Source organism: Thermosynechococcus vestitus BP-1 (genome assembly GCF_000011345.1).
GTDB classification, from domain to species: domain Bacteria; phylum Cyanobacteriota; class Cyanobacteriia; order Thermosynechococcales; family Thermosynechococcaceae; genus Thermosynechococcus; species Thermosynechococcus vestitus.
In genome coordinates this window covers 724,096-738,790 of sequence record NC_004113.1, presented here as the reverse complement: position 1 = coordinate 738,790, position 14,695 = coordinate 724,096, and the positions used below count along the sequence as shown (strand labels likewise).

The window sequence follows — 14,695 nt, the reverse complement described above, 5'->3', positions numbered from 1 at the left end:
CTTTTCCCTTTGGCCGCCTGTCGCAGGGGTGCGATCAAGCCATCAAGCAGTTGAGGGTAGCGTGCTTTCATTACTCTTCGCTTCCTCCGCCAGAGCAAGCAGCTGGCCCAGGTTACCAAAGAGCGCCTTGATGGGGAGAAGTCCCCTCGCCTGATCCAGCCGGTGGCTCCTTAAAAGCTGGGCGGGAGTCATACCCCGATTTGCTCCTTTGAAGTCCAAAACCATGCGCCCCATTTCGCGCTGGGCAGGGTCAAGGTTTTGCGGAGTGCCCATGTTTCGAACCCACAGCAACGCCGGAGTCTCTCGAAGGCTGCCATGGCCACTGCTTGTTTTTTTGTGCGCCTGCTCGATAATGGCTTTGCACTCTTCAGGGGTTGTGATTTTCTGGCACGCCTCGATCAGCTCGCGCGCTCCCCGCATTGCGTTATGCACTGACACAGTGAACTTTTCCACAGCGACATCGCTGAGGGTAGGTTGTTCGGCGGTTGTCCTCTTCGATGAGGGGGTAGGGCAGAGTCTTGGTGGGGGCGATGAACGCTGCAAAAGCAATCGCTTTTTTCTGGCCAAACCTCGCTACTCCAGACTGGCGAGTGTCCCTGGTAAACTGCAGAGGAGATGTTTGGTGCGAATCGGCTTGAGCGTGGGCTAGATCGGGCAATGGGCGGTGCTGCCCCGATACTGCGCCTGTGGCCAAGTCATAGGATAGACCGGCCAACCCGATAACTGCGCCCCTAGATAGGGGGTGATGTTCAGAGTGACCCGCACGGCTGAGATTATCAGGGACGGTTGTTGCGGTAGGCTGAGATTGTAGCGCGAGAGTATTTTCTATGGATGCTTTGGCTCTGTGGCAGCATTACCAAGACTGGTTGTACTATCACCCCGAACTGGAGTTCTATGTGGATGTTAGTCGCATGGGGCTGACTCCAGAAGTTGTCCATCGCCTAGAGCCAGCCTTTGAGCGCGCCTTTGAGCAGATGAAGGAATTGGAGGCGGGGGCGATCGCCAACCCCGATGAAGGGCGCATGGTGGGTCATTACTGGCTGCGGGATCCAGACTTAGCCCCTAGTCCGGAGTTGCGCTCGCAAATCCGCGATGCGATCGCCCAAGTAAAGCAGTTTAGCCAGCAAGTCCACAGTGGGGCCATTGCCCCACCCCAAGGGGGTCACTTTACAGAAATTCTCTCAATTGGCATTGGTGGCTCTGCCCTGGGTCCGCAGTTTGTCGCCGCTGCCCTCGCGCCCGTCCATCCTCCCCTGAACATTCATTTTTTGGACAACACGGATCCGGCAGGCTTTGAACGGGTCTTTGCGGAATTGGGCGATCGCCTGCGCACCACTCTCGTGCTTGTCATTTCCAAATCGGGGGGGACACCGGAAACCCGCAACGGCATGCTAGAAGCCCAAGCCCGCTTCCAACGCGCCGGTCTGGCCTTTGCCGATCACGCCGTGGCCGTCACCCTGCCCGGCAGTGGCCTTGCCCAAGTGGCGGAGTCAAACGGTTGGCTTGCCATTTTCCCAATGTTTGACTGGGTGGGGGGACGCACCTCCGAACTCTCAACGGTGGGCCTATTGCCCGCAGCCCTGCAAGGGATTGACATTGATGACCTGCTCATGGGAGCAAAATTGATGGATCAGGCAACGCGTGTGCCGAATATCCGCCAAAATCCCGCCGCCCTCCTCGCCCTAGCTTGGCACCATGCAGGCAAGGGTCGGGGGGAAAAAGATATGGTTATCCTGCCGTACAAAGACAGTCTGCTGCTGTTTAGCCGCTACTTGCAGCAGTTGGTGATGGAGTCCCTCGGCAAGGAAACCGATCTCAACGGCAACATTGTCCACCAAGGGATTGCCGTCTATGGCAACAAGGGAACCACCGATCAACACGCCTATGTACAGCAGTTACGGGATGGCCTACCTAACTTTTTTGTTACCTTTATTGAAGTGTTGCGGGATGGTCAAGAACCCAGCATTGAGGTGGAGCCGGGAATCACGGCGGGGGATTACCTCAGTGGCCTGCTCCTCGGCACCCGCCAAGCTCTCTATGAAAAGAATCGCCCCTCGCTGACGGTCACCATTCCAGAGGTGACCCCCAAAACCGTGGGTGCCCTGATTGCCCTCTACGAGCGAGCGGTGGGTCTCTATGGCTTCTTGGTGAATATCAATGCCTACCATCAGCCGGGGGTGGAAGCTGGGAAAAAAGCAGCAGCGGCAAACTTGGCGCTGCAACGCCAGATTGTCAAAGTCTTAGAACAAAGTGATGAGCCCCTCGACTTGGGGGCGATCGCCGGCGCTATCAATGCTCCCGATCAACTGGAGCGGATTTACCTGATTCTGCGGCACCTGGCGGCCAACGATCGCGGTATTGAGCAACTGGGGGATCCCGCTCAGCCGAGTCAATTGCAGTTTCGGTGGCAACGCTGATGCAGCGGCGGCACTTTTGTCAGGGGTTGTTTGCCTTGGGGGCGATCGCCCTCAGCGGTTGCCAAGCAAGTGCCCATGGGGGGCTCACCGTTCATCTGCTGCGCAAATCCTTACCGCCTCAACTAATTCAGCGATTTCGTCAACAGGCAGGGGTGGGGATTCATCTGCGCCTGCAGGAAACCCCCCAAGCCTTAGCGGATACCCTTGCAGCAGGCAACCTAGGGTCAGCCGTCCTCAGTCTCGGGGACGCTTGGCTAAATCAGGCGATGAGCCAACACCAGATCGCCCCTATTCCCAAAACCCGAATTCAAAACCGATTTGACTGGGCTGAACCGTGGCAGCCGCTTCTCCAAGCCATCAGCCAAGGGGACACCTTGTGGGGGCTTCCCTATCGCTGGGGGGCAACCGCCCTCATTTATCGCCGCGATTTCTTTGCTGACTTGGGCTGGGAACCCACTGATTGGGATGTCCTATGGCACCCCGCAGTGCAGGGGCACTACAGCCTCTTGAATACCCCCCGCGAAGTGATTGGCTTAACCCTGAAATCCTTGGGGCTATCCTACAACAGCCCAGCCCCCCACCCGGAATTACGGGAACGCTTGCAGCACCTGCGCCAAGGCTGTCGTTTCTTGAGTTCTGACGCCTACTTGCAGCCCCTGATGCTCGGTAGCACGCAATTGGCAGTGGGTTGGTCAACGGATCTACTGCCGCTCCTGCAGCAAGATCCCCAGACCTACGGGGCCGTGTTTCCAGCCAGTGGCACAGCCCTTTGGGTGGACCTGTGGGTCTGTCCTCGGGAACCCAATGCCGCAGCCCTGGCTTGGTTGAACTACTGGTGGCAGCCCCAGGTTGCTGAACGACTGAGTCAGTTTAGCCCTGCTCCTTCACCCCTTGTGAGGAATCTCAGGGAAACCCTGTTGAGTCGGTATATTCCCTTTGCAACGCCGACGGCCTTTGCCAAGAGTGAAGTTCTGCTTCCCCTCGATGGGGCGACCCAAAAGGCCTATGACACCCTTTGGCAAGAGATTTTTCTAACGAGTTCCTAACTCGGCTTTGGTTTGGTTGACCCCTTGAGGAGTTGGGCGACATAGGCGAGGGCTTGGGGGCGATCGCTAATTTCTCCCCGCGCTTGGGCGGCTTCCACCGCTTGCAACAATTCACCCACACGCGGCCCCGGCGAGACGTGAAACACTTCCACCAGATCAGCACCTCGCACCAACTGGGGAGGATGGGCAATGGCATCCTGAGGGTCTAACCACCCTTTGACCAGGGGGACCAGATGCCCTTTGGGGATACCACGGCTAAGGGCAAGAGCAACAAAGGCTGGAAAATAGCGGCCTGCGGCGCGGAATAGATAGAAGGCTTGCTCACGGTTCAGGGGCTGTTGGAGGGGGACTAACCAGTGGCTGAGGAGTCGGCACAGAACTTGGACAATGCGAATTTCATCAGTGGTGTAGGTGAGGGCAGTCAATTCCTCCGCAGCTTGGCGATCGCTGGCATTCACGAGGCAGGTGAGCTTGGCCAAAGCCGCTAGGGTTCGCCGTTGGGGTTCGCCGGGGGCATTCGTTGCGGCAATGGATTTCGTCAGCGCCGGCCACAGGGCAGGGAAAGGGAAATTGGCCAGGGTGGATTCAAGGGCATGGTAGTGGGTCATCCGCTCCTCAGTTACCGAAGGCAACCACACCGCCAATACCCCATCGCGAAAGGCGAGGGTCACTTGAGCCGCACCCTCAACAGCACTGAGGAGATAACTGAGTTCTACCCGTACCCGTTCCGCTGCCACTCGTCGCAGTTGGGGGGCCAGGGTTTGGATCACCTGCCGTGTTTCGGGCGTAATCGTCAATTGGAGTTGAGCGGCTTGGCGATAGGCGCGTAGGAGTCGCAATGGATCAGCGGCAAGATTTTCTGGCGCCACATAGTGGATTTGGCGGCGTTGTACATCTAAGAGGCCACCGAGGGGATCGACAATGTGGTGGTGGTGAATGTCGTAGGCAATGGCATTGATCCGAAAATCGCGATCGCTCAAATCGTTTAAGAGCGTCTCACCATGCCGCTGCGCAATATCCACCGTCGTCTGGGGAAAGACTAAGCGGGCAATCCCGCGATCGCGATCCAAAAGAACCCATCCAGCCTTGTACTTATCCGCCAATTTTTTGCTCAGGCCAATGGCATCCCTCGGCACAATAAAATCCAAGTCAGGGTACAACGTGGTCCGACCGAGGAGAGCATCCCGCACCGCCCCCCCCACAAGGTACGTATCGGCGGGTAAATCACTGACAGCAATGGGCCAGCGGCTAAAATCAAAGGGTTGAACGACGACCATCAGAGCTGGTTGAGATCAATCGTTTGCCCACCAATGATCACCGTCAGATTTTCCCCCTCAACACAGACTGGTCCAGCTACGGTTTGAATCGTCAAACGGTTATTGTCAAATTTCAGTAGCCCCTTCCACGGAGGGACAGTCAGAGTTGGCGCTGGGGTACTCGTTGCCAGGGATGCCGCGGGCATTTTTTCTAGCCAAATCAGTGAGGCATCCCCAGGATAGTGGCGATCGCCCCCCGCTGTCTTAATGATCAGCCCCCCCGCTGCCGCGGGTGAAAAGGCAATCTCGCGAATGGGCTGCCACTCCTTACCCACCAAGAGTTGCAATTGCGACTGCTCTTGCTCAGCAGCAGCCGACTTCAGCAGCAGCCACCAAGTCTTCCAGAGTTGCCGCGCCGTTCCCAAACGCACCTCGCCCCCCTGGGGAATCGCTAGCTGCTCGTACTGCCATGCGGGCAGCGGTTCACTGACGTATTGGGTGGGCAAAAATGAATGGGCTTGGAGTACACTGGCCACTAAATCTGCAAAGGGTGCCTCGGTAAAAAGGGTCACTTTTTCATCGGCCACACTGGCTCCCTCCACCACTGCAACGACCGTGTCAGTGACAGTGCGCAGTTGATAACAGTGATTGCCTAAATCCACCACTTTTAAATCGGCACTTTGATAGGTACTGGGCAAGGGGTGCTGTTGCAGGATCAGCATTTGAATCACCTGCTCATTCGTCCACTCAATGAGCGTGGTTTCGTTAGCAGTCGCCATTGGCTGAGGAGTTGCGGTAGGGGTTGGCAATGGTACCTCCTCCCCTTCCCCTTGATCAAAAACCACTTCACCGTTGGGTAGGATGGTGCCTGAGAGCTTGGCCTCCTCCAAGTCTTGGCGGCGGGCGATCGCCCCCGTCAAATCCGCCTCCGATAAATCCGCTCCCACCACATTCGTATCCTTGAGATTACTGTCATGGAGAACTGCCCCCTTGAGGATGGCACCGCTTAGGACTGCACGCTGCAAATTGGCTCGGGAGAGGTAGGCGCCCACCAAAACAGCACCACTTAGGATTGCGTCCTGCAGGTTCGCATCGGTAAGGTTAGCCCCACTGAGATCTGCCCCAATCAAGTTAGCTCCCCGCAGATTGGCATTGGCAAGGTTAGCCTTAATCAAATCCGCTCCACTCCAATTAATGCCCTGCAGATTGGCTCCCGCCAGATCAATATGGCTAAGTTGTACTAAAGGAAACACACTGCCTGCCAAATTAACACCACGGAAATTCCGCACTCCACGGGCAAATTCACTTAACAAGGTTTCAAGGGTCATGGCTTTGCTCATAGCCGCTCACAATCAGGGCATAGCAGAGTTACTCAGGCACACTGCTTATAGCTATTCTAGGTCTTGATGCAAATCCACAGGAGCCAATCACCAATGCCATGGTTTGTCAAAATTGAGCGCGGCATTGTGGACAAAGCAACCTTTGATTGCTATGTTCCTGCCCATCGGGCCTATGTGCGCTCCCTCATTGCCGCCGGACATCAAGCCCGCACGGGATACTGGGCTGAGCGAGGGGGTGGCATGCTGTTGTTTCATGCCGATTCCCGCAAGACGGCTGAGGAAATTGTTGCCCGTGATCCCCTCGTCCAACACCAGTGCGTTCACTACGAACTCCATGAGTGGTGTATTGTCGAAGCACCGGATTAGCCTTGGCGCAGTTTTTCTGCCCAGACACGGGTGGGTAGCCCCCACACATAGATAAAGCCCTCGGCTGCCCTGTGGTCGAATTGATCCTCAGCGCCATAGGTGGCCAAATCCGGCGTATAAAGGGAGTAGGGAGATTGTCGTCCCACCACCCGCGCAGTTCCCTTAAAGAGCTTGACGCGCACGGTACCTGTGACCCGCTGCTGGGTCTGTTGAATAAAGGCATCAAGGGCTTCCTTGAGGGGGCTGTACCAGAGGCCGTTATAAACCAAGCGGCTGTAGGTCTCCTCAATACCTCGCTTATAGTGCATCACATCAGCCGTCAGAGTCAAACTTTCCAAATCGCGGTGGGCGTCAATGAGCACCAGCAGACCAGGGGCTTCGTAAATTTCACGGGATTTAATGCCGACTAGGCGATTTTCAATCATATCAATGCGGCCAAAGCCGTGGCGACCCACTCGCTCGTTGAGTTCACTGACCAATGTCACGGGATCCAGGGGGCGACCATCGAGGCTGACGGGAACCCCTGCTTCAAAGCCAATATCCACATACTCCGGGGAGTTGGGGGTGTGTTCAATGGCTTGGGTCATCCAATAGACCTCCTCAAGGGGTTCCATCCACGGATCCTCAAGGGGGCCGGCCTCAATACTGCGTCCCAAAAGATTGCGGTCAATGCTGTAGGGGGAAGATTTCTTCACAGGAGCAGGAATGCCAAAGCGTTCGCCGTAGGCAATGGTTTCTTCACGGCTCATGCCCCATTCACGCGCGGGTGCTAAGACCTTGAGATTGGGATTGAGGGCAGCAATCGCCACATCAAAGCGGACTTGATCATTCCCTTTCCCAGTACAGCCGTGGGCAACAGCATCAGCACCGTATTGGGTAGCCGCCTCCACTAAGAGCTTGGCAATCAAGGGGCGAGCAAGGGCCGTCGAGAGGGGATAGCGATTTTCGTAGAGGGCGTTGGCTTGAATGGCTGGAAAGGCATAGTTGCGGATGAACTCAGCTTTGGCATCAGCCACTAACGAGGCGCTGGCACCTGCATCAAGGGCCTTTTGGCGAATGGGTTCCAGTTCATCCCCCTGTCCTAAATCCACTGCCAGGGTAATCACTTCCTTGACTCCCCACTCGTGCTGGAGATAGGGAATACACACGGAGGTATCCACCCCCCCCGAGTAGGCCAAAATGACTTTTTCTGCACGCCCCATGGGTCTTTACCTAACTTTTCTGAAACAAACGCGATCGCTACTATAGCGGATCTCTTTGCCTGAAAAGTTATTCGTCCCCCCGTTGAGTTTGTTGAGCCTCAGGGTGAAGCCTGTTTCACTTCGTTTGCTAGGGGCAGGCCTTGCTCAAAACAGGTCAAATTTTCAATCGTGGTACGGGCAATATCCGTGAGAGCATTGCGGGTAAAGAAGGCTTGGTGGGCAGTAATCACCACATTGGGGAAGGATTGCAGGAGTTGGAAGGTGTCGTCTTGGATGACGGTGTCCGAGAGGTCTTGGAAAAAGAGGGAATCTTCCTCTTCATAGACATCGATGCCCAGATAACCAATTTGGCCGCTTTTAATGCCCTCAATCACGGCTTTGGTGTCCACCAGTTTGCCGCGACTGGTATTGATTAACATGACGCCCCGCTTCATTTGGGCGATCGTAGTGGCATTGATCAGGTGTTCATTTTCGGGAAGTAAGGGGCAATGGAGAGTAATAATCTCGGATGCCGCCAGCAGTGTCTCTAAGGTTGTGTAGGTACCGATCTCCCTAAAAGCTTGACTGGGATAGGGATCGTAACCGTAGAGGTGGCAGCCAAAACCATGCAGAATCTGGGCAACAATTTGGCCAATTTTACCTGTGCCAATAATGCCAACGGTACAACCATGGAGGTCAAAGCCCATTAGTCCCTCTAGGGAAAAGTTATCATCGCGCACCCGGTTGTAGGCACGGTGGAGTTTGCGGTTGAGCATCAGCATCAGTCCCACCGTATGTTCAGCCACGGAATAAGGGGAATAGACACTGACGCGGGTGACCGTTATGCCTAAGCGGGCCGCCGTGGCCAAATCCACATTGTTAAAGCCCGTACAGCGCAGGGTGACCAGACGCACCCCCAACTCTGCTAGTCGTTCTAGGGTCTGTGCCCCAAGATCGTCATTGACAAAGGCGCAGATTGCATCGTGCCCCTCGACTAGGGCAGCCGTTTTAGGGCGCAACAGCACATCGTAATAGGTCAGGAGATGGGGATGCCCTTGAGCCGCATTGGCAGCATCCAAAAACTGGCGATCGTAGGATTTCGCACTAAACACCGCAACCTTCATGGGGGATCTCCTCGGGGAAGCAACAGGATAGCCCTTTCCAGAGGGGGTAAACCCAGCCCATACAGCAAGCTAATGGAGGACACCACGTCCCATCTTGTGTTTGTAACGCCCCATCTTGGCAAAGAGCTGTAGCTAGCCTAGCGAGTCTCAGTTTAAGATTCTGTTAAGGCGGGGCAAAGACTGCCTTAGAGCAGATGCTCAGGCAACGCCTGAAGGGATACTCAGCGAAAGTCCTCAGGACCGGTGAAAAAACTGACGAATGGTTGCCGCAATATACTCAATGGTGGCATCGCTTAATTCAGGCCAAATGGGTAGGCTAAGAACCTCGCTGGCAAGGCGATCGCTCACAGGATTGGGAGGAGATTGCCCCTTGTACATTGGACAGTGATCTTGGGGAATCGGGTAGTAAATCATGGAACTAATGCCAGCCTCCTTTAGGTAAGCCGCCAGCGCATCCCGCTGGCCATTGAGCACCCGAATCGTATATTGGTGAAACACATGCCCCGCAGACACGGCTGGGGTCACCACTGCCTCAAGACCCGCCAAGGCTTGGTTATAGGTTTGGGCAACTCGCCGTCGCTGTTGATTCCAGCGATCGATATGGGGCAGCTTCACCCGTAGAATTGCTGCCTGGAGGCTATCCAAACGGGAATTATAGCCAATCATTTCGTGGTGGTAGCGTTGACGGGAGCCGTGAACCCGCAGCATCCGCGATCGCTCTGCTAACTCCTCATCATTGGTGGTAATTAGACCGCCATCACCATAGGCACCCAAATTCTTGGTGGGGAAAAAGGAAAAGGCACCCATGGTACCGATCGCGCCCGTGAACCGATGGGCCAAGGCTTCTTGAGTTGCCCTTTCACAGGGACAATTTTTACAGGGCGGGCAATAGCGGGCCCCAAAGGACTGGGCACAATCCTCAAGGATCGCTAACCCATGGGCCTGAGCAAGTTCCATCATTCCTCCCATCGCTGCCGGTCGGCCAAATAAATGCACAGGCAAAATCACCTTAGTGCGAGGGGTAATCGCTGCAGCAACTTTACTGGGATCAAGGTTAAAGGAGTCCAATTCCACATCTACAAAAACGGGGCGGGCACCCACCAAACTAATTGCCTCCGCTGTGGCAAAAAACGAAAAGGGGGTTGTAATCACCTCATCCCCAGGCCCCACCCCCAAACTGCGCAGGGAAATCACCAGTGCATCTGTTCCTGAATTAACTGCTACCGCATGGCGCACCCCTAAATAGGCGGCCACCTCTTCCTCAAAGGCCTGTACCTCTGGCCCTAGAATGAACTGACCTGATGCGAGTACCCGGGCAACTGCGCGATCGATGTCTGGTTGGAGGGATTGATATTGGGCTTTGAGGTCCAGAATGGGAATGATGTCCATAACAGCATCGGGCGCAGAGGTTTCCATCATGAGTCTGCCATAGGTCACTGTTCCTTGAAACAGTTTTTGCTCAGACAAGCCTCGGATAGACCGGGTTTGGCGATGATTGAGGGGACAAGGAGCACTGAATCGCCGAGAAAAGGACTGTAAAGACAATGTTCAGGCGTGCAATCAAGGGTAGTTTGATCCTGAGGAATTAAGATAGGCTTAGAGTGTAAAGCCGCTCTCAAGGGCGGGGTTTCAGACCCGTTTTTTTTGATGAATCCCCAAGAGTTGTTAAAGCGCTACGCCAGCGGTGAACGGGACTTTAACCGTGCCAGTTTGACAAATGGCGAGTTTATCAACGCTGATCTACGGGGGATTATTCTCTCCCGTGCCGACATGGAGTGGGTCAACCTGAGCGGTGCAAATCTCAGTGGCGCCGTGCTGTGTGGCGCAGAAATCATCAATGCCATGCTCATCAAAGCAGAATTGGTGGATGCCAACCTCGCTGGCGCAAACTTGAGTCGTAGCGATCTTAGTTGGGCAAACCTGACACGAGCTAATCTCAGCCGCGCTGAATTGAGTGAAACTACACTGCGGGGAACAGTCCTTCAGGGGGCAAACCTTTCCCGTGTGGATTTAGCCAATGCGGATCTGCGGGGATTGCCCCTGGACGGCGTTAACCTTTCAGGAGCAAATTTACAGGGCGCCAATTTACATGGAACAGAGCTAAAGCAGGCAAACCTGACCCGTGTGGATTTAATTCAGGCCGATGTTAGCAATGCCAATCTCAGTGGCGCGAACCTCAGCGGTGCCAATCTGAGTGGTGCTAATTTAACAGCGGCAAATCTTACCGGTGCCAATCTCAGTCGCGTTGATCTCACGGAAGTCAAGCTCACCGCAGCCAACCTTGCTCAGGCCAACCTTGTCGGCGCCGAACTGGCAAAGGCGGATTTGTCGTCCCTAGAGCTATCGGATGTCAACCTCAGTGGTGCCAATCTTAGTGGCGCGAACCTGAGTCATACCAACCTGAGCCGTGCGGATCTCAGTGGGGCAAATTTGCGGGGCGCCAACCTCAGCCATGCCAAACTGGTGGGCACCAATCTGCGGGGAGCGAATCTCGAAGGGGCAAATTTGCAGGGGGCATTGCTGGATCATGCGGATTTGAGTCAAACGGATCTACGCAGTGCCAATCTCAGTGGCCTAGTCTTTAATGGGGTGAAGTTGCGGGGGGCTAATCTCAGCGGTGCCAATCTCCGCGAGGTGGAGTTAACGGAAGCTAACTTTAGCCGTGCTGACTTGGTAGAAGCCAATCTCAGCCGCGCCCGCTTGGTGGGAGCCAACCTGAGTCGGGCGACCCTCTCCGAAGCAAACCTGAGCCGCGCCCGCTTGGTGGGAGCCAACCTGAGCCGGGCAACCTTTAGCGGCACCTTCCTGGGAACCGTAGATCTCAGCGGTGTTAACTTGAGTGGGGCAGACTTAGGGGATGCTAACCTCTCAGGCTCTAACCTGTCGCGAGCCGATTTGACGCGAGCCAACCTGACTGCTGCGGATATGAGTGGTGCCAATCTGAGTGAAGTGGATTTGCGGGGCACGATTATGCCCGATGGCCGACGGCGATCTTAGGGCTGCTTCTCCATTCCGAGGGTTCCTGCCTCGGCTTCACCAGGCTGAGGTCTGGGGGGCGCTTGACGGCCAAAGAGGTGCACCAGGTGCCTCAAATGAGCGGCAAGTTCAGGGGTGAGTTGCCCAGGAGTCAGCCGCCACGCCCAGTTGCCTTGGTCAGTACCGGGAAAATTCATGCGGGCATGGCTATCGAGGCCGAGCAGGTCTTGAACGGGAATAATGGCTTGGTTGGCAACGGTTCCCAAGGCCATGCGAATCAAGGCCCAGTGGGGCTCGCTGGGGGTATAGCCCAAATAGTCAATAAAACGCTGCCGTTCCCAGTTACTGAGGTTACGATACCAGCCCACAGTTGTGTCGTTGTCGTGGGTGCCGGTATACACCACACAGTTGCGCTCTTGATTAAAGGGCAAAAACGGATTATCCGAACCACCGCCAAAGGCAAACTGGAGAATTTTCATCCCCGGAAACTGAAACTGATCCCGCAGGGCAATGACATCGGGGGTAATATCCCCCAAATCCTCCGCTAGAATAGGCAGTCGTCCCAAGGCCGCTTGCAAAGCTTCGAAGAAGGCAGCACCAGGACCTGGTTGCCATTGGCCGTTGACAGCTGTTTTCTCCCCTTCCGGCACTTGCCAGTAGGCCTGAAAGCCACGAAAGTGATCGACACGGATAATGTCCACATAGGCGAGGAGGGCACGGAAGCGCTCAATCCACCAAGAGTAGCCATCGGCCGCAAGGGCTTTCCAGTTGTAAATGGGATTGCCCCAGAGTTGTCCTGTAGCACTGAAGTAATCCGGGGGCACACCGGCCATCAGGGCAGCGGCACCGGTTTCTGGATTCAGCTCAAAAAATTGGGGAAAGGCCCAAACATCTACACTGTCGTGGGCAACGTAAATGGGAATATCACCGATAATTTGAATCCCCTGTTGGTTGGCGGCCTCCTTGAGGGCGTGCCACTGCTGGTAAAAGAGAAATTGCTGAAATTCGTACTCAAAAATGCGGTCTTTGAGAACCACTTGGATAGCGGCAAGGGCGGTGGGCTCGCGATCGCGCAAAGGAGCGGGCCATTCATACCACGGCTGTCCCTGGTGGTGGTCCTTAATTGCCATAAAGAGGGCATAGTTGGGCAGCCAGTAGTGGGCAAGGGCTTGGAAGTCCCGGAAGGCCTGCCAGTCTCCTGGGGTAGCCTGACTCTGGAAACGTTGCGCCGCCAGGCGTAGGAGCGGCAGCTTCTGGCTAATCACAGCGTCGAAATCCACGCGATCGCGATTCTCAAGGGTAATCTGCCCTAGATCCGCCTCCGTTAACCAACCCGCTTTTGCGACTTCCTCCAAGCTAATCAGCAGTGGGTTACCCGCCATAGCCGAATAGCACATATAGGGGGAATTGCCAAAGCCGGTGGGGCCTAGGGGCAGCACCTGCCAGTACTGCTGATCACTGGCCACTAAAAATTCCAAGAACTCACGGGCAGCGGTACCCAACTCACCAATGCCGTGACCGCCGGGAAGGGAGGTGGGATGGAGCAGTAAACCACAGGAGCGGGGAAAGTGCATTGTCAAGCCATCGGGGAAACTGGAGCTAATTATCCCCCAATTCCGGATCAGCCGTAGCGTTGGTTTCCGCGAGAATTTCAGCTTCGAGGGCCGCTAGCTCCTCCGGTGACATCCGTGCTAAGCGATCGCGCAGAAGTGCCTCTTCATAGTCTTTGAGTTGTTGGTGATAGGTCATCCGACCCGTAAAAACCCGCAGTAGGTAAGTGGAGAGCCAGCCAAGAATCCCCAAGACAAAAATCGCCTGACTCCAAACCCCCGCCTGCAGTGGCTCAAGCCCAACCATCCGCAACAGGAGGTAGACCAAGCCACCACCAAAGAAAACACCAACACCAATTCCTAGAACATCAATGCGGCGCATAGCACCTAGGAATTGAGGGAGCGCGGCTGTGGACGAAAGTTAATAAAGGGTGCAAGCAGCAGTAATCCCGGAAAAAAGAAAGTTACTAGAAAGTACATAAATGCCCGCTCAAAGGAGCTAGCCACATACCAGCGCGCATTCAAATAGGCATAGACAATCGCTGGCACCACCAGCAGATACAGCCCTGCCAAGGCCCCATAGACACCAAGAACTAAAAGCTCTGTTGAAACTGCCATTGCTTGCTACCTCTTTACCAAGAAGGACTGAATTGGAATTATTCTGCAACACTGGTGGTTTCGCTCACCGCTTCTCCAAGGGCAGGAACGGCTATTCCCATGGCTGCCGCAAGGGCAGGGGGAGGCGCTTGCCGACTAGGCGCATTGAGATATTGGCCAGTGAGAATGGGCGGCACGGGTTTCATTTTGTGCTTGGCGGTAAAGAGGCGGTGGGTTTGGGCAAGGTTACCCCGCTCATTGATATGTTCGTTGGCAATTTTCTTGCGCAGCTTGACGATGGCATCCATGATTGCCTCTGGACGGGGTGGGCAGCCAGGCAAATAGACATCTACGGGAATCAGCTTGTCCACACCACGCACAGCGGAATAAGAATCAGAGCTAAACATGCCCCCTGTGATCGTGCAGGCACCCATGGCAATGACGTACTTGGGGCTGGGCATTTGCTCGTAAAGGCGGACCAGAGCCGGTGCCATCTTCATCGTGATTGTGCCGGAGGTGATGATCAAATCTGCCTGCCGGGGACTGTTGCGGGGCACCAAGCCAAAGCGATCGAAATCGAAGCGCGAGCCAATCATGGCAGCAAACTCAATGAAGCAACAGGCAGTGCCATACATAAGCGGCCAGAGGCTCGATAGCCGTGCCCAGTCATAGACATCGTTGAGGGATGTGAGGATGATATTCTCAGCAAGTTCTTGGGGAACTTCAGGACGGGCGATGGGATTAAGAATGGCAGGCGAGGTCGTATTGGTCATAGGGTTCCCTCAAGGGACATCGGCCAAATGTAAAAACACTTAAGATTATAGGCGTTTGCTCCAGCGGAT

General features: G+C 55.2%; 14 protein-coding genes. 4 read left to right on the top strand and 10 right to left on the bottom strand.

Annotated features, from left to right (window positions below; genetic code table 11):
- Nucleotides 1-42: 42 nt before the first annotated feature.
- Nucleotides 43-453: a hypothetical protein gene (locus TLL_RS03650; protein WP_011056565.1), complete on the bottom strand. Its 411-nt coding sequence runs from the start codon at nt 451-453 to the stop codon at nt 43-45.
- Nucleotides 454-827: 374 nt separating this feature from the next.
- Between TLL_RS03650 and TLL_RS03645 the strand changes: the two genes are divergently transcribed.
- Together TLL_RS03645 and TLL_RS03640 are read left to right on the top strand one after the other, a co-directional pair.
- A complete protein-coding gene (locus TLL_RS03645) occupies nt 828-2,417 on the top strand; it encodes a glucose-6-phosphate isomerase (protein WP_011056564.1) in 1,590 nt (529 codons plus the stop codon).
- Nucleotides 2,405-3,463, top strand: coding sequence for an extracellular solute-binding protein (locus tag TLL_RS03640; protein ID WP_011056563.1), 1,059 nt, complete (start codon nt 2,405-2,407; stop codon nt 3,461-3,463). Before TLL_RS03645 ends, TLL_RS03640 begins: the two co-directional genes overlap by 13 nt.
- Here TLL_RS03640 and TLL_RS03635 read toward each other — a convergent pair.
- Nucleotides 3,460-4,740 carry a CCA tRNA nucleotidyltransferase gene (locus TLL_RS03635; RefSeq protein WP_011056562.1) on the bottom strand — a complete coding sequence of 427 codons (1,281 nt, stop codon included), beginning with the start codon at nt 4,738-4,740 and terminating at the stop codon, nt 3,460-3,462. The genes TLL_RS03640 and TLL_RS03635 overlap by 4 nt on opposite strands.
- Nucleotides 4,740-6,047: a pentapeptide repeat-containing protein gene (locus tag TLL_RS03630; protein WP_164920743.1), complete on the bottom strand. Its 1,308-nt coding sequence runs from the start codon at nt 6,045-6,047 to the stop codon at nt 4,740-4,742. The genes TLL_RS03635 and TLL_RS03630 overlap by 1 nt, the downstream gene beginning before the upstream one ends.
- A 105-nt stretch (nt 6,048-6,152) precedes the next feature.
- Here TLL_RS03630 and TLL_RS03625 point away from each other — a divergent pair, with 105 nt between their 5' ends.
- Complete coding sequence (locus TLL_RS03625) at nt 6,153-6,425, top strand: YciI family protein (RefSeq protein ID WP_164920742.1); 273 nt, start codon at nt 6,153-6,155, stop codon at nt 6,423-6,425.
- Here TLL_RS03625 and TLL_RS03620 read toward each other — a convergent pair.
- From TLL_RS03620 to TLL_RS03610, 3 genes are all read right to left on the bottom strand, one after another.
- Entirely contained in the window at nt 6,422-7,627 is a 1,206-nt protein-coding gene (locus TLL_RS03620) for an argininosuccinate synthase (RefSeq protein ID WP_011056559.1), read from the bottom strand. The genes TLL_RS03625 and TLL_RS03620 overlap by 4 nt on opposite strands.
- 98 nt (nt 7,628-7,725) lie before the next feature.
- Nucleotides 7,726-8,730, bottom strand: coding sequence for a 2-hydroxyacid dehydrogenase (locus TLL_RS03615; protein ID WP_011056558.1), 1,005 nt, complete (start codon nt 8,728-8,730; stop codon nt 7,726-7,728).
- A 234-nt stretch (nt 8,731-8,964) separates the two neighbouring features.
- Nucleotides 8,965-10,149 carry a DegT/DnrJ/EryC1/StrS family aminotransferase gene (locus TLL_RS03610; protein ID WP_322785184.1) on the bottom strand — a complete coding sequence of 395 codons (1,185 nt, stop codon included), beginning with the start codon at nt 10,147-10,149 and terminating at the stop codon, nt 8,965-8,967.
- Nucleotides 10,150-10,377: 228 nt separating this feature from the next.
- Between TLL_RS03610 and TLL_RS03605 the strand changes: the two genes are divergently transcribed.
- Entirely contained in the window at nt 10,378-11,727 is a 1,350-nt protein-coding gene (locus tag TLL_RS03605; protein WP_011056556.1) for a pentapeptide repeat-containing protein, read from the top strand.
- On the opposite strand, the gene malQ is transcribed toward TLL_RS03605, so the two are convergent.
- From malQ to ndhK, 4 genes are read right to left on the bottom strand one after another with little or no spacing between them, the layout of a single operon-like run.
- The gene (gene malQ / locus TLL_RS03600) at nt 11,724-13,280 is read right to left on the bottom strand and encodes a 4-alpha-glucanotransferase (protein WP_011056555.1); all 1,557 of its coding nucleotides are present in this window, start codon (nt 13,278-13,280) and stop codon (nt 11,724-11,726) included. The genes TLL_RS03605 and malQ overlap by 4 nt on opposite strands.
- A gap of 25 nt (nt 13,281-13,305) precedes the next feature.
- A complete protein-coding gene (locus tag TLL_RS03595; RefSeq protein WP_011056554.1) occupies nt 13,306-13,638 on the bottom strand; it encodes a DUF3007 family protein in 333 nt (110 codons plus the stop codon).
- A gap of 5 nt (nt 13,639-13,643) precedes the next feature.
- A complete protein-coding gene (ndhL, locus tag TLL_RS03590; RefSeq protein ID WP_011056553.1) occupies nt 13,644-13,874 on the bottom strand; it encodes a photosynthetic/respiratory NAD(P)H-quinone oxidoreductase subunit L in 231 nt (76 codons plus the stop codon).
- Nucleotides 13,875-13,912: 38 nt separating this feature from the next.
- Complete coding sequence (ndhK, locus tag TLL_RS03585; RefSeq protein ID WP_011056552.1) at nt 13,913-14,626, bottom strand: photosynthetic/respiratory NAD(P)H-quinone oxidoreductase subunit K; 714 nt, start codon at nt 14,624-14,626, stop codon at nt 13,913-13,915.
- Between the last annotated feature and the right edge of the window lie 69 nt (nt 14,627-14,695).

Coding starts and splice junctions, on each gene's coding strand:
- TLL_RS03645 (WP_011056564.1), top strand. CDS start 828: ATGGATGCTTTGGCTCTGTGGCAGCATTACCAAGACTGGTTGTACTAT.
- TLL_RS03620 (WP_011056559.1), bottom strand. CDS start 7,627: ATGGGGCGTGCAGAAAAAGTCATTTTGGCCTACTCGGGGGGGGTGGAT.
- TLL_RS03610 (WP_322785184.1), bottom strand. CDS start 10,149: ATGATGGAAACCTCTGCGCCCGATGCTGTTATGGACATCATTCCCATT.
- TLL_RS03605 (WP_011056556.1), top strand. CDS start 10,378: ATGAATCCCCAAGAGTTGTTAAAGCGCTACGCCAGCGGTGAACGGGAC.
- TLL_RS03615 (WP_011056558.1), bottom strand. CDS start 8,730: ATGAAGGTTGCGGTGTTTAGTGCGAAATCCTACGATCGCCAGTTTTTG.
- TLL_RS03595 (WP_011056554.1), bottom strand. CDS start 13,638: ATGCGCCGCATTGATGTTCTAGGAATTGGTGTTGGTGTTTTCTTTGGT.
- malQ (WP_011056555.1), bottom strand. CDS start 13,280: ATGCACTTTCCCCGCTCCTGTGGTTTACTGCTCCATCCCACCTCCCTT.
- TLL_RS03635 (WP_011056562.1), bottom strand. CDS start 4,740: ATGGTCGTCGTTCAACCCTTTGATTTTAGCCGCTGGCCCATTGCTGTC.
- TLL_RS03625 (WP_164920742.1), top strand. CDS start 6,153: ATGCCATGGTTTGTCAAAATTGAGCGCGGCATTGTGGACAAAGCAACC.
- ndhK (WP_011056552.1), bottom strand. CDS start 14,626: ATGACCAATACGACCTCGCCTGCCATTCTTAATCCCATCGCCCGTCCT.
- TLL_RS03630 (WP_164920743.1), bottom strand. CDS start 6,047: ATGACCCTTGAAACCTTGTTAAGTGAATTTGCCCGTGGAGTGCGGAAT.
- ndhL (WP_011056553.1), bottom strand. CDS start 13,874: ATGGCAGTTTCAACAGAGCTTTTAGTTCTTGGTGTCTATGGGGCCTTG.